This is a genomic window from Rufibacter ruber (assembly GCF_001647275.1).
In the GTDB taxonomy this organism is placed as follows: Bacteria; Bacteroidota; Bacteroidia; order Cytophagales; family Hymenobacteraceae; genus Nibribacter; species Nibribacter ruber_C.
Genome location: NZ_LRMM01000018.1, coordinates 1 through 14,716, shown reverse-complemented (window position 1 = coordinate 14,716; position 14,716 = coordinate 1). Strand labels below are relative to the sequence as shown.

Below are 14,716 nucleotides of genomic sequence, written 5' to 3'. Positions count from 1 at the left end.
TTATACTGGTACGTTATAAAAAGAGGGCGGCTTTATCAGGTCTTCGGTACAATATCGGTTAAAGATCCGCTGTACCTGGGTTGCTTGGAACTCCCCTCCTCTGCTTGCCTTGAAACCGGATTGGTTCAGTTTCAAAGCAATGGCTAGCCAAGTCAGCCTTTGCTCCCGGTAAAGACGGATTAGCTCGGCTGCCCTCCTGTTATTGTCATTGGCGGCGGCTTTCCTTTTGATGGCCTCTACTCCTAATTCGCGGCCTGTTTCCGTCAGGTTCTCCAGATTACCTAATTCCCTACCACGCTCTTTCAGGGCCTGTAGTGCCACCTTGGTACGCTTGCTGATCTGTTCCCGCTCATGCTGGGCCATGGTGCCCCAGATTCCGATGTTGAGAGTATTCATCTCCGGGATGTCCAGGCACAGCCAGTTGATGTTGTTCTTCTCCACCCGTTTCTTGAGTTGGAACAGAAAGGCCACCTCCCTGCTTAATCGGTCCAGCTTGGCGATGATCAAAGTGGCGCTTTGTTTCTTGGCCGCCAATATCGCCTGCTCCAGGAACGGTCGGTCGTCGTTCTTGCCGGACTCATGCTCGGTGAACTCCCGGATGATACCGTCCGGGTTTTTGGTGAAGGAGATGACGGCGGCGCGCTGGGCCTCCAGACCCAGGCCGCTCCTTCCCTGCTTGGCGGTCGACACCCGGTAGTAGGCGATGTACTTTTGATGCTCCATGTATATTAGGAGTGGTGGCTGGAATTTCAGGGGCTGCTTTGCAATTGCAAAACTTATTACTTTTCTCCCCTGCCGCCCCTTTCTATTATTTTTGGCTAAGTTACGCCCTATTTTACAAATCAGCAACGAACGTTCCTGATTTGTAAAATAGGAGGGTAGTTCTCTTTTTTAATGTAATTTAGTACTTGCTAAAATATTTATTTTAGCATTTGCTTAAATACTACATGGTTTATACCTTTGTATAAATTAAAAAAACATTCGACCGATTATTATGAAAGATGGCACCAATAGTTGCATCCGGGTTTTTGCTGATGCGGACCATATCAACACCTGTAAAAAGAGAATGGAAAATGTAAATGAAACAATCCAGGTTCTAGCCAATGCTCTGAGCCTAGCCGGAAACGAGGTGCGCTTGAAGATTTTATTTCTGCTGTACGAGGAGCAAAACCTGTGTGTCTGTGACCTGAGCGATGTGCTGAACATGAATGTCTCGGCTATTTCGCAGCACCTGCGCAAACTCAAGGATGGGAACATCATCAAATCCAAGAAGACCGGACAAACCATTTTCTATGCCCTTAACCCCGAATTTGGCAAGTTGTTTCAGCCTTACTTTAGCTTAATCGAAAAAAATCAAATAGATAATCTTGTATCATGAAAAATAACACGTTGAACAGCCCCAAAGAAAGCACTTCTAATTCTTTTGTAGGAGCTGGTGTCTTGGCCGCTTTGGCAGCCTCCCTGTGCTGCATTACCCCGGTGCTGGCCTTAATGGGCGGCATCACCGGCGTTGCGGCGACCTTTTCCTGGCTGGAGCCTTTCCGCACCTACCTGGTAGGCGCATCAGTGCTAGTGTTAGGTTTTGCCTGGTACCAGAAACTGAAGCCCCAACCAGCCGCTCAAATGGATTGTGCCTGTGAAACAGAAAAAAAACCATCCTATTTTCAATCCAAAGCATTTTTGGGCATAGTAACCGTAATAGCCGCCTTTCTTCTGACTTTTCCTTATTACTCCGGCGCTTTCTTCCCGAAAGAAAATTCAGCTACTGCGCTTACCGCGCCGGCCACTACCACTACCCGTGCCAACATATATGTATCAGGCATGACGTGCAGCGGTTGCGAACACAGCGTAAACAATGCGCTGCGGCAAACACCTGGGGTGGTAGCAGCCAGTTCTTCCTACAGTACTGGCATAGCCCAGGTTACCTATGATAAAAGTAAAGTAAACCTGCCAAAGCTGGCTCAGCAAGTATCTGCAGAGACGGGTTATGAAGTCACCAGATTTGAAGAAGTAAATCAAAAATAAACAACAGCAAAAAAATCATAAACCATGAAAAAGTTATTTATTCTTTCCTCACTCTTTGTTTTTACCCAAATCTGCGGCTGCGGTACTTATTCTTTATTTGCTAAACCGCTAGGGCTGTCTGATACCGTTGCTGAAGTAAAGAAAGCGAATATTAAAACCATACAGGTGAAAGTTACCGGCCTGACCTGTGCCGGTTGCGCCAGTGGTTTACAAAAAGCCTTAAGCAAGCAGGCTGGTATCTTAACCAATGAAGTACAATACCCTGGTGATGTGGCAATTATTAAATATGATGCCGCGAAAATATCAGAAGTCCAGATTCTGGCCGTGATTGAGAAAACAGGTTATAAAGGTCAGGTGCTGCCTGAGACCAAGAGTGCTGGTAAAACCACCAGCCTGAAAGCAACAGAAAGCTGCTGCGCCAAAAAAGCAATTTTATAAAGTTAAATTTTATACAGCCTTAGAAGACTATGAAAAAAGAACAGGTAGAATTGGCTATTACGGGTATGACGTGCGAGCATTGCGCAGCTTCCATTGCTAAAAGATTTGAAGGAAAACCTGGTATAATAAATGAAGTAATCAGTTATCCGGATGGCAAAGGCAAGTTCTCCTATGACCCGGATGTGATAACAAAGGAAGCTATCATCAATACCATAAATGGGGTTGGTCATTATAAAGTAGCCGGTGAAATAAACTCCCCAGTAAATACATTCGAGTCTCAAACAAATTTTGATTTGATTATTGTTGGGGGCGGTTCAGCGGCTTTTGCTGCGGCCATCTATGCCAATGAACAGAGCCTTTCTACTTTAATAATCAATGCTGGTTTGCCCATTGGCGGAACCTGCGTAAATGTAGGCTGCGTGCCTTCTAAATTTCTGATTCGAGCCGCTGAAAGCATCCATCACGCTAGTCATTCGCCCTTTGCCGGGGTACAACCGGGAAAAGCTACCTGGGATTACGGCAGAATTATCCAGCAGAAGCGGGAGCTTGTAAATGCGATGCGGGAAGAAAAGTATGAGAATATCCTAGAAACGCTGGAGTTTGTAAAAGCCGTGGAGGGCCGGGCTGAATTTCTGGATACTAAGACAGTCCTGGTAGATGGGAAGCAGAAATACACGGGCCTTAAATTTATTATCGCTACCGGTGCTACCACCTTTATCCCCGCCTTGCCAGGATTGGAGCAGGTAAACTATCTTACCAATGAATCCATCTTCGAACTGGATGACCTGCCCGAATCCCTGACCGTTCTGGGGGGTGGCTATATTGCATTGGAAATCGCCCAGGCTTATCACCGTTTTGGCAGCAAGGTCCGGATTATCCAGCGCTCGGAAAGAATATTAAGTTCGCAACCGGCGGAAGTGTCAAATGAATTGGCCCGGCACCTGCGGGAAGAAGGCATAGAAATTATCTCCGGAACCAGTATCCAAAAGGTGACGCAACAAGAAGGAAAGGTTCAGCTCTTTATTAATGTCCAAGGCCAACATCAAGTTATTGAGTCTACCCATTTGCTAATTGCTACCGGAACCAAGGCCAACACCAACAATCTTGGTCTGGATAGAATTAATGTGACGCTGGAAAAGACGGGTCATGTAAAGGTAAACTCGCTGCTGGAGACCTCCGTGCCTAATGTTTATGCCATAGGCGATGTTACGGCGAATCCTGCGTTTGTGTATGCCGCTGCTTATGAAGGTAAACTGGCCGTAAGAAATGCCTTTAACGGGGCACAATTAAATACTGATTTCAGCGCCTTGCCGTGGGTTGTGTTTACTGACCCCCAAATAGCCGGGGTAGGATTGGATGAAAAGGAAGCCGAAGTATTGGGTATTCCATACGAAGTAAGCCGGTTACCGCTAAGCTATGTTCCTCGGAGTATTGCGGCCCTGGATACCCGTGGCTTTATTAAGCTGGTACGGAGTACCGAGACAGACCGTTTTATCGGTGCCCGGATAGTAGCTCCGGAAGGCGGCGAATTGATTTCGCAGATAACGCTGGCCATGCGCTGCGGCATGACTGTGGAAGAAGTTGCCACCACCTTATATCCTTACCTGACCCTTTCGGAAGGCATTAAGCTGGCCGCCATTGGCTTTAGTAAGGACATCGCTAAATTAAGCTGCTGTGCCAGCTAGACTCCGTTATAGTTTAGAAATCGAAAAGCAGGTGAAATTAGACTCGCCTGCTCTTCAATTTCTAAATTGGGATAATTTAAATTTAATCGTAATATTGCGTTATAATAATAAAGCTTAGAGAATGGGGGTTACCAAGACACAGAATTTTACGGAGGAGCAAAACCAGGTAGCTACTTACGCCAAGGCGCTGGCGCACCCGGCTAGGGTAGCAATTTTACAATACCTCCTGAAAAAGCAAACTTGTATCTGCGGGGATTTGGTAGAAGAATTGCCTTTGGCGCAGGCGACAGTATCACAGCATTTGAAAGAGCTAAAGGCGGTAGGGCTTATTAGAGGCACCGTGGAAGGTACCAGTGTATGCTATTGTATCGATAAGCATAAGTGGGAAGAGGTGAGGGATGTTTTTTTCAACATGTTCTCCAGCAATGTAGAATGTCAGGATAAGTGCTGCTAATTTTTTATACCTATTAATCGTAATAATGCAATAATATGTTATAAGTGAAACCCTTGTACACATTGAGTTTTAGGTACGAAGTTTTACTGCAATTGTAATTTACAGACGGAGCACAAACAGTAACCGTCAAGTTTTAACCTTTTAATCTAAATATCATGAAACTATCAGAAATAAAAGACATCCTGAAAAATGCAGAATCGGTTGATTTTGAACTTGAAGATGGAATGAAAGTTCCGGAACACTTCCACGTGACTGAAGTAGGGGTTGTTACCAAGAATTTTATTGATTGTGGCGGCACCGTACGGAGCGAGAAAGTCGCAAATTTTCAGCTTTGGGATGCCAATGACTTTGACCACCGGCTTAAGCCTCAAAAACTATTGAATATTATTGCTTTATCGGAGAAAGCCCTGGGTATGGAAGACTTGGAAGTAGAAGTTGAGTACCAAGGAGACACTATCGGTAAGTATGACCTTTCTCATGACGGCAAAGGCTTCGTTCTGCTACCGAAGAGAACAAATTGCCTGGCACCAGATAAGTGCGGGGTTCCGACGGAAAAGTTTAAAATTAACCTTAATCAGTTAAATACCTCCAATACCTGCGCACCCGGCTCAGGTTGCTGCTGATTCACAATACTGGCTACCCTATAATCAATCGGGGTAGCCGGTATATCAAAAGCTTTACATCTGATTATGAAAAACATACTTGTTCTCTGTACCGGCAATTCCTGCCGCAGCCAATTGGCCGAAGCGTACCTGCGGCATTTTGCCCGAGGTCAGGCCACTATTTACAGCGCCGGCATCGAAACCCACGGCGTAAACCCACGGGCTATTGCCACGATGGCCGAAGATGGCATTGATATTTCAGGCCATACCTCCAATCACATTGATGAATACCAACTCGTTCCCTTTGATTATATCATTACCGTGTGCGACCATGCCCAGGAAAATTGCCCTTATTTCCCATCTAAGGCTACCCGTTTCCATCAGAATTTTACTGACCCGGCTAAGGCCAGCGGAACGGAAGAAGAGGTTAAAGCTGCTTTTGGCCAGGTACGGGACCAAATCAAAGTTTACAGTCAACAGTTCGTGGCTGACCACATTCTGAACAAAACTGCAATTGCAAAATAAAACCCGATAACTACAATGAGAATAGCCTTTTTTAGCGATATACACGCGAATTTACCCGCTTTGGAAGCCGTATTTGCCGATATGGATAAGCGGAACCTGGATTCCATTTATTGTTTAGGAGACCTAGTGGGCTATGCTCCCTGGCCAAATGAAGTAGTAGCTGAAATACGGAAAAGGAGAATCCCGACTATTGCCGGAAATTATGATGAAGGGGTAGGGCTAGCCAGCCCAAACTGTGGCTGCGCCTATAAAACCGATACGGAAAAATCACTTGGTCAACAGTCTATCGATTTTACGAATAGCATCGTGACAGATGGAACCCGGCAATATTTAAGGATGCTGCCACGTCATATCCGGTTGACTCTCATGGATGATTCAAAGGTTGAGAATAAAATAGAAGCCTTGTTAGTACATGGTAGTCCGCGCAAGATAAATGAATACCTATTTGAGGACCGCCCGGAGAAAAGCTTTCTGCATATGTTTGCCGATGCCCAAGCGGACATTATGTTTTTTGGCCATACCCATAAACCATACCACCGGGCCATGCCTTATGAGCACGATGGTCAAATCCGCTACCGGCATGCTATCAATATCGGTTCAGTGGGCAAGCCAAAGGATGGAGACCCCCGCAGCTGCTATGTCATCCTTGAGTTGACCCCGGAGAGTAATTTGTCCGATTCGGAAAGCATCAAGGTAGAGTTTATCCGGGTTGCCTATGATGTGGAGAAATCGGCTCAAGCGGTAGAAGCCAGCCCATTGCCTAACGAGTTTGCCGGTATGCTCCGGACGGCATAATGAATTTCACTTTTATTATATAGATAATGAGTCAGTGTACAGTAGATAAGAGGAAAAAGCTTTCCCGGTTGGACCAATTCCTGACCCTATGGATTTTCTTAGCGATGGCTATCGGGGTCCTAATAGGCTATGTATATCCAGGAACTGAAGACGTGATAAATGCCTTTCAGGTAGGCACAGTTAATGTGCCCATTGCCATCGGTCTCATTTTAATGATGTACCCGCCTTTGGCCAAAGTCAAATATGGGCAGTTAGGGCGGGTATTCAAAAATGTAAAGGTCATCACACTTTCTCTGGTTTTAAACTGGATAATTGGGCCTATTCTGATGTTTCTCCTGGCGATTATTTTCCTGCGGGACTATCCGGAATATATGGTAGGAATCATTCTGATAGGTTTGGCGCGGTGTATTGCAATGGTACTGGTCTGGAATGAACTGGCCGAAGGCGACCGGGAGTATGCTGCCGGTCTGGTGGCTTTCAATAGTATCTTCCAGGTGCTTTTTTACAGTGTTTTCGCTTTCGTCTTTATTACCGTTCTTCCTACTTGGTTTGGCCTGGAAGGTGAGATTGTGGATATAAGCATGGGTGCTATTGCCGAAAGCGTAGGTATATACCTTGGGGTACCTTTTCTGATGGGCTTTCTGTCCAGCTTTTTCTTACGTCGCATGAAAGGGGATATTTGGTATAACACGGTTTTTATTCCGGCAATCAGCCCCATAACCTTAATTGCCTTGCTGTTTACCATTGTGGTGATGTTTAGCCTGAAGGGTAATCTTATCGTGCGCATACCGATGGATGTGATAAGAATTGCCATTCCTCTGGTCATTTACTTTGCCGTTATGTTTGTAGTGAGCATCTATATGGGGAAAGCACTGGGCGCCAATTATGCGCAGAATGCATCTGTAGCCTTTACTGCTACCGGTAACAACTTTGAACTGGCGATTGCCGTGGCCATTGGTGTTTTCGGGCTAAATTCCGGGCAGGCTTTTGCCGGGGTGGTTGGCCCTCTTATTGAAGTTCCTGCTTTGATTGGTTTGGTGAACCTGGCTTTTTGGTTTAGGAAAAAATATTACGGAACGGACGCTTCCTCTGAACCGCTTCCCCAAAGCAATTGATTGAACTGTAACCTCTGGATTATGATTGATTTAGTTGTTTTGACGGATTTCTCTACGGCAGCAGATAACGCTTTGCATTATGCCGTTTTCTTATCAAAGAAAGTACCAGCCACAATAAAATTGGTGCATATCTGGCAACACTCCATTTTAGATGCAAACTATTTTGTAGAGGCAGCCCCTTATTCCAAGTATTTCGATGATAAATTCCCCATCTCCTCCAGTGAGGAGCAGGAGGCTGCTTTGCAGAGGAGATGCGATGAATTCGTTGATGAGCTTTCCATTGAACCGGTTTTGCTTATCGGTTCAATGGCAGGCCGGTTAGAATCTTTTCTACAGACATTAAACAATCCCTTAGTAGTAATTGGGAAATGCGATACAGAGAGTATCCCGGATGAAATGGTGGATAGCACATCTCTTCATCTGTTGAAATTGGAGAAGTTTTCGCTGCTCGTAGTACCGGAAGTTATCAAAATACATGCATTTCCAAAGCAATTAATTGTTGGTTTAGACGGAAAGGAGTTCGCTTTACCATCTACTATTCTGAGTGAGATGATTGAGGCTTTGCAGCCGGTAGTTCAAGTAGTTCATGTGTCTGCGGAAATGAATGAGCACAGGGCTACCCATATTAACCAACTAATAAACAAACAACTTTCCTTTGCCACAGACAAGCTAGAGACGAAATGGGTTTCTGATGCCAATGTGGTTGCCGGGCTTAGCCGCTACCTACAGGAAAATAAGGGCGACATTTTATTGAGTTTGGTTTTAAGGAAGCGCTCTTTCATAGAGAAACTTTTTCATGATAGCACCATTGCTCATTTTATCCGCCATGCCACATACCCACTTTTGATTTTACCAGGGTAAAGCAGGAAAGCAATTAAGCTTTATGTAACATCGGAAAGGTGAGAATCTGATGGGCATATTAACCGGTAGTAGAGTAGTCTCCTGCTTTCGGTAGGCCTGTTCGAAAGAACAGGCTTTTTGCAGTTTATATATTAAGGAAAACTCTGGATACTATCTTCTGTCAGAAGTTTCCTGCTATGGGATTCATTGAATCTTATAGTTAGAAAATCAGCTTCAAGCTAGTTAATATGTTATCCTTTTTAATTAGTTACTAGGCTAAATCTTGTTATTCTTTTCTTTAATTCTGTAATGATATAGAGGGAAGGCAGCTTTAACTTCGTATATAATTAACATGAAATTAAGGATATGAAGAATTATAATGATACCTCCACTATCCCTGAACGAATTGCGGATGAAGCTATTAGCCAAGCTTCCATGCCGGTCACCGGTATGACTTGTGCAGCTTGTGCGGTTAGTGTGGAATCCATGATTGCCAGCACGCCGGGCGTTACCCAGGCCAATGTCAATTTTGCGACCCAGACTTTACAGGTGACTTATCATCCGGAGAAGGTACAGGTAACGGATATGCAAAAGGCGCTTCAATCGGTCGGGTATGACTTGATAATAGACACTGAAAACGCCCAGGAAATCCAAGAGCAAACCCAGCAGAACCATTACCGGGAGCTCAAAAGAAAGACTGTTTTGGCAGGGCTGCTTACACTGCCTGTGGTGGTCATCGGGATGTTCTTTATGGATATGCCTTATGGTAATTGGATAATGATGGCTTTAAGCGCCCCGGTTCTATTTGTATTTGGACGCAATTTCTTTGTTAATGCCTTCAAACAAGCCCGCCATGGCAAGGCCAACATGGATACGCTGGTAGCTCTAAGTACCGGCACTGCCTTTGCTTTTAGTGTTTTTAATACAGTAAATCCTGGATTTTGGCATGCGCGGAACCTGCATCCCCACGTATATTTCGAGGCAGCTGCTGTTGTCATTGTTTTTATCATGCTGGGAAAATTGCTGGAAGAGCGGGCAAAATCCAGTACCTCATCAGCGATTAAAAAACTGATTGGGTTGCAGCCTAAAACAGTTTGGCTTGTTGAGGGAGACCAGGAACGCGAAGTGCCCATTTCAACTATTCAGAAAGGAAATGTTCTTCTCGTCCGTTCCGGCGAAAAAGTACCGGTAGACGGTGAAGTTTCCTCTGGTTCTTCTTATGTTGACGAATCCATGATAAGCGGGGAGCCGGTGCCTGTTTCCAAAAGAATGGGAGACAAAGTGTTTGCCGGAACAATTAACCAAAAAGGCAGCTTTCGGTTTACGGCTGAGAAGGTGGGCAGTGAGACACTTTTAGCTCAAATCATTAAATTAGTGCAGGATGCCCAGGGTTCTAAAGCCCCGGTGCAGAAATTAGTCGATAAAATAGCCGGGATTTTCGTGCCCGTTGTGTTTGTTTTTGCTCTTGTCACTTTGGTTACTTGGCTGTTTTTAGGCGGTGATAACGGCCTTTCACAAGGATTACTGGCTTTTGTAACGGTGTTGGTTATTGCCTGCCCCTGTGCTTTAGGTCTAGCCACCCCCACAGCTATTATGGTAGGGGTAGGGAAGGGAGCCGAACACGGTATCCTGATAAAAGATGCCGAAAGCTTGGAACAGGCACATCGCCTGAATGCTCTCATTCTAGATAAAACCGGTACCATTACCGAAGGCAAGCCAGTAGTAACGGATGTTCTCTGGGCGGAAGAAGTCCGCTCACGTCACAGAGAGCTGCAATCCGTGCTACTCTCCCTGGAACAACTATCTGAGCATCCTTTAGCGGAAGCCGTAGCCCGCCACTTGCGGGAAGGCGCAGTCCCATCTGTGAAGATAGATGGGTTCGATAGCGTAACCGGAAAAGGGGTGAAGGCAAGCTGGCAGGGACGCTTCTACTTAGTGGGCAGCCCTAAGTACATGGCTGCAGAGGAAATATCGGTTTCAAGTGACCTATCCAGTTTGGCTGAAAATTGGGCAGAGGCAGCTAAAACCGTGATTTATTTTGCAGAGGAGGGGAAGGCGGTGGCTATCTTGGCCATTGCCGACAAAGTTAAAGATACATCGGCTAAGGCGATTGAATTACTGCAGCAAAGGGGAATCGAGGTTTATATGCTGACTGGTGATAATGCCCGAACGGCGGCTTCAGTTGCCCGGCAGGTGGGGATTCAGCATTTCCAAGCCGAGGTAATGCCAAGCGAGAAGGCTGATTTTGTGAAGCTTCTTCAAAGCCAAGGCAAAGTCGTAGGGATGGTAGGGGACGGGATTAATGACTCTCAGGCATTGGCGCAGGCAGATGTAAGCATCGCAATGGGGAAAGGTTCGGATATAGCCATTGACGTAGCCAAGATGACTCTCATTACCTCTGATTTGCAATTGTTACCGAAGGCCCTGAAGTTATCCAGGTTGACCGTGAATGCCATCCGGCAGAATTTATTCTGGGCTTTTATCTATAACCTCGTTGGTATTCCGATTGCAGCTGGCGTGCTCTATCCGTTCTATGGGTTCTTATTGGACCCTATGATTGCCGGGGCGGCGAGGCGCTGAGTTCAGTATCAGTAGTTGCTAACAGCCTGCGTTTGAAAGCACAGCAGCTATAATTTTATAATGCATTTTCCAATTGTAAAAGCCTAGTGCTTGTCAGACTTGCAGGCCCTAGGCTTTTAAATCTATTGGTTTTTAATCTGGCTCCGTAACAATTGGGCGTTAATTGCAACAATAACTGTGCTCATGCTCATCAATGCGGCTCCAATTGCCGGTGATACCATAATACCCTGCTTATATAGAACTCCTGCCGCCAAAGGCAGGGCTATGACGTTATAGGCAGTGGCCCAGATGATATTCTGAATCATCTTGCGGTAAGTAGCCTTGCCGAAAAGAATCAAAGAAGCAATATCCTTCGGGTTGCTGTTCACCAGGATAATATCGGCGGTTTCAGCAGCAACATCTGTTCCGGAGCCAACAGCAATACCCACATCCGCTTGCGCCAATGCTGGGGCATCATTTATTCCGTCCCCGGTCATAGCCACAAATTCACCTTTGGCTTGCAATTCCTTAATCTTCTCCTGTTTCTGATGGGGTAATACGTTGGCCAGAAAGCCATCCATCTGCAAGGTGTCGCTCACGCTCCTGGCCACCCGGTCATTATCCCCGGTCAGCAAAAGGTTCTTGATGCCGTTGGCTTTGAGGATCCTTATGGCCTCGGCGGATTCCGGACGAATCTTATCCCTCAGGCTGATAAAGCCAGCTACCGTTCCATCTATCAACACATACACTACTGTTTCTACCCCTTCCTCCGCATCGCTTTCCGGAACCTGGATGCCGAATTCTGAAATATAATTAGGGCCTACTACCTTTACTGACCTGCCCTCTACGGTGCCTTCCAAACCTTTTCCAGGCAGGTAATTGAAGCTTTCGGCAGTGGGAATGGTAATATTTTCCGCCTTTACCTGCTTTAAAATGCCTTGGGAAATATAGTGTTCTGAATTTTGCTCCACCCCAGCGGCAAGTCGCAGCAGCTCTTTTTCCGGATAGGCCGGATGGAAGGAAATAATCCGGGCCAGTTGGTGGGAGCCTTCGGTAAGCGTACCGGTTTTATCGAAGATGATAGTGGTTATCTTGCGGGAGTTTTCAAAGGCCGTCCGGTTCCGGATTAGCAGGCCATTTTTAGCAGATATAGCTGTAGAAATGGCTACTACCAAAGGTACCGCTAAACCGAGCGCATGCGGACAGGAGATTACCATTACCGTCACCATCCGCTCCAGGGCAAAAGCCAATTCGGCCCCAATTATGAGCCAAACGGCAAAGGTGGCAAAACCTGAGAATAGGGCGATATACGTCAACCAACGGGCGGCTTTATCAGCCAGGTGCTGCGTGTCTGATTTAGTTTTCTGGGCTTCCTGCACCAGGCTGATGACTTTGTTCAAGTAACTCTCCTCACCTGTGCCTTGCACTTTTACTTTCAGAGAGCCAGTCCCATTGATGGAGCCCCCAATTACCTTGTCATCTTTTACCTTCTGCGCGGGCTTGCTTTCGCCGGTGAGCATGCTTTCATTCACATAGCTTTCCCCCTCCTCTATAAGGCCATCAGCCGGGATCTTCTCGCCTGGCTTTATCAGTATCAGGTCGTTTTTTTGCAGGGAATCAATCCTGACATCTACCGTTTCCCCCCCTCTTATGACATGCGCTTCGGAGGGCATGAGACTAACCAACAGCTCCAAGGCGCGGGAAGCTCCTAAAACGGATTTCATTTCTATCCAGTGGCCCAAGAGCATGATGACGATGAGGGTGGCCAGCTCCCAGAAAAAATCCATTCCCTCCAGTCCGAAGACAATAGCGGTACTGTAGATGTAAGCTACCGTTATTGCAATTGCAATCAACGTCATCATGCCGGGAGCCCCCTTCTTTACCTCATCCCTGAAGCCGGTCAGGAACGGCCATCCCCCGTAAAAGAAGATGACAGAAGACAGGGCAAAGGCGATGTACATGTTAAAGGGTATTTCCAGCCGGTACCCCAAAATATCCTGTACCATCGGGCTAATGATGATGACCGGTACCGATAGTAGCAGAGAGACCCAAAACCTTTTCCGGAAATCATCGATCATCATGGCATGATGGTCGTGGCCGTGCTCCCCGTGCCCAGAAGGGTGCTGTCCCTCGTTGGGTATCGCCCGGTTATGGGCATGTAAGGTTTTCTCGGCTATTTTCTCCGCTGCCTCTGTGCCTTTAGCATTCCTTTCGTTGTTCGGATGGTGGTTATGATGGGAGTGGTCCATAGTTTACGGGTTTAATTGAGGATGATTCGGAATAAAAAACAAAGGGGTAATTTTGTAGATTACCCCTTTGTTTCTGCTCTTCTATTGAAGTGGCTCAATCTTAAAGCCAGCTTTCTCAACCGCCTCTACTACTTCCTGCTCGCTTACGGTACTTCCTTCGACAGTTAAAATTTTATCAGGGTTATTAGTGTCTACTTGCCACTTCTCCACACTTTTTTCACTGTTGAGGAAGGGCGTAACGGTGGCTACACATCCACCGCATTTGATATTGGTTTTAAATTTCAGAGTTTCCATAATCTTTCAATTATTGTTTAGTTATTAATTAAGACCTATGCATAAGTACTCATTTAGGCACTTAGCTTTCTATCATAAAAATACCCATTGACTTAGGGTATTGTGTGACATAATTTTGAAAAAGCGTTATATAATTTTGTTCATCTGAAAAAACCGATTGATTATTGTTATCTTTTTTTAAAGCAATTATAGTTTCCCTTGAACTGCTGATAGACCCTAATAACTGTCCCTTTAGAACCTGACGGTCAACCCTCCCCCCGCACCAAACCTGTTATCATAGTTTGCCATAAGCGAGAAGGTTTTAGAAATAAGATATTCAGAACCGATTCTCCAGACTATTTCCCTCGTGTAACCATCTCCGCTGCTTACATTGCCTTCTCGCGTATCTTTTACCCAACCAAAGTCAGCTTGGTATTCGAACTCCCCGAACAGGAAAGTCCGGGGGAATACAAGTACCTCCCGGGCTAAGCTTACCTGGGGCCGGAGTTTGTTGTCAATCCGAACGTCCAGGTTAAAAAGGTACGGAGTTAAGTACCTGAAGCCTACAATGGCCGTGGGTTGTATTTCGTCAAGGCTATTGTCCTCTTCGTTTTCCACGTTGACGCCTCCATAAACACTGAGGTAGTCATATAGGAACCGCCCGTAGGTAAATTCTGCTTCCAGGTTCTTATTCCAACCGTATTCTGCGTTTAAAACAAACTGGTTCCTTATGTTGGAGGACACGAGGTTAAGTTCAGTCATATGGGAGGCTGCGTCAACGACACCCCAGGTAAAAAAATGATTGCTTTTGTTTGTGAGGATAGATAGAGGATAGCGTTCCAGCCTTTCGTCCCTGGGGGTACCGTAACTAAAGACCCGTGCCATGCCCGCGTCCATGTGGTACAGGACATGGCAGTGGAAGAACCAGTCGCCGTACTCATTGGCATCAAATTCAATGACTACCTTTTGCATGGGAGCCACGTTTACGGTATGCTTCAAAGGGGAATATTCCCCGTTCCCGTTGATAACCCTGAAAAAATGCCCGTGCAAGTGCATGGGGTGGTGCATCATGGTCAGGTTGTTAAGGGTAATGCGCGTTACTTCGCCTTTGTTGATTTTTATTTTGTCCGCTTCATTTAATGGCACTCCGTTCAGG

General features: G+C 46.0%; 14 protein-coding genes and 1 pseudogene. 11 read left to right on the top strand and 4 right to left on the bottom strand.

Annotation, left to right across the window (positions count from 1 at the left end):
• Positions 1–723 (bottom strand): recombinase family protein, encoded by a 723-nt coding sequence (locus A8O25_RS09080; RefSeq protein ID WP_066833864.1) that lies wholly within the window; start codon positions 721–723, stop codon positions 1–3.
• Between the two features lie 271 nt (positions 724–994).
• On the opposite strand from A8O25_RS09080, the gene A8O25_RS09075 reads away from it, so the two are divergent.
• The 11 genes and pseudogenes from A8O25_RS09075 (at position 995) to A8O25_RS09025 (ending at position 11,112) form a co-directional block, all read left to right on the top strand.
• A complete protein-coding gene (locus tag A8O25_RS09075) occupies positions 995–1,378 on the top strand; it encodes an ArsR/SmtB family transcription factor (protein ID WP_066833861.1) in 384 nt (127 codons plus the stop codon).
• Positions 1,375–2,025: a mercuric transport protein MerTP gene (gene merTP, locus A8O25_RS09070; RefSeq protein WP_066833859.1), complete on the top strand. Its 651-nt coding sequence runs from the start codon at positions 1,375–1,377 to the stop codon at positions 2,023–2,025. The genes A8O25_RS09075 and merTP overlap by 4 nt, the downstream gene beginning before the upstream one ends.
• A gap of 24 nt (positions 2,026–2,049) precedes the next feature.
• Positions 2,050–2,463: a heavy-metal-associated domain-containing protein gene (locus A8O25_RS09065; RefSeq protein WP_066833856.1), complete on the top strand. Its 414-nt coding sequence runs from the start codon at positions 2,050–2,052 to the stop codon at positions 2,461–2,463.
• Between the two features lie 29 nt (positions 2,464–2,492).
• Entirely contained in the window at positions 2,493–4,148 is a 1,656-nt protein-coding gene (gene merA, locus A8O25_RS09060; RefSeq protein WP_066833853.1) for a mercury(II) reductase, read from the top strand.
• A gap of 121 nt (positions 4,149–4,269) precedes the next feature.
• Positions 4,270–4,602, top strand: a complete 333-nt coding sequence (locus A8O25_RS09055; protein WP_066833850.1) for an ArsR/SmtB family transcription factor — start codon at positions 4,270–4,272, stop codon at positions 4,600–4,602.
• A gap of 155 nt (positions 4,603–4,757) precedes the next feature.
• On the top strand, positions 4,758–5,225 hold the full coding sequence (locus tag A8O25_RS09050) for a DUF6428 family protein (RefSeq protein WP_066833847.1): 468 nt from the start codon (positions 4,758–4,760) through the stop codon (positions 5,223–5,225).
• A gap of 66 nt (positions 5,226–5,291) precedes the next feature.
• On the top strand, positions 5,292–5,729 hold the full coding sequence (locus A8O25_RS09045; RefSeq protein WP_066833844.1) for an arsenate reductase ArsC: 438 nt from the start codon (positions 5,292–5,294) through the stop codon (positions 5,727–5,729).
• A gap of 15 nt (positions 5,730–5,744) precedes the next feature.
• Positions 5,745–6,524: a metallophosphoesterase family protein gene (locus A8O25_RS09040; RefSeq protein WP_066833841.1), complete on the top strand. Its 780-nt coding sequence runs from the start codon at positions 5,745–5,747 to the stop codon at positions 6,522–6,524.
• Positions 6,525–6,550: 26 nt separating this feature from the next.
• Positions 6,551–7,639, top strand: coding sequence for an ACR3 family arsenite efflux transporter (gene arsB, locus A8O25_RS09035; RefSeq protein ID WP_066833838.1), 1,089 nt, complete (start codon positions 6,551–6,553; stop codon positions 7,637–7,639).
• A 21-nt stretch (positions 7,640–7,660) separates the two neighbouring features.
• The gene (locus A8O25_RS09030) at positions 7,661–8,500 is read left to right on the top strand and encodes a universal stress protein (RefSeq protein ID WP_066833835.1); all 840 of its coding nucleotides are present in this window, start codon (positions 7,661–7,663) and stop codon (positions 8,498–8,500) included.
• 429 nt (positions 8,501–8,929) lie between these two features.
• Positions 8,930–11,112, top strand: a pseudogene (locus A8O25_RS09025) (heavy metal translocating P-type ATPase).
• A gap of 69 nt (positions 11,113–11,181) precedes the next feature.
• Here A8O25_RS09025 and A8O25_RS09020 read toward each other — a convergent pair.
• The 3 genes from A8O25_RS09020 to A8O25_RS09010 form a co-directional block, all read right to left on the bottom strand.
• Positions 11,182–13,287: a copper-translocating P-type ATPase gene (locus tag A8O25_RS09020; RefSeq protein ID WP_066833832.1), complete on the bottom strand. Its 2,106-nt coding sequence runs from the start codon at positions 13,285–13,287 to the stop codon at positions 11,182–11,184.
• Positions 13,288–13,368: 81 nt separating this feature from the next.
• Positions 13,369–13,581: a heavy-metal-associated domain-containing protein gene (locus A8O25_RS09015; protein ID WP_066833829.1), complete on the bottom strand. Its 213-nt coding sequence runs from the start codon at positions 13,579–13,581 to the stop codon at positions 13,369–13,371.
• A gap of 231 nt (positions 13,582–13,812) precedes the next feature.
• Positions 13,813–14,716: multicopper oxidase domain-containing protein (locus A8O25_RS09010; RefSeq protein WP_153042667.1), on the bottom strand; the 904-nt coding region annotated here is incomplete at its 5' end.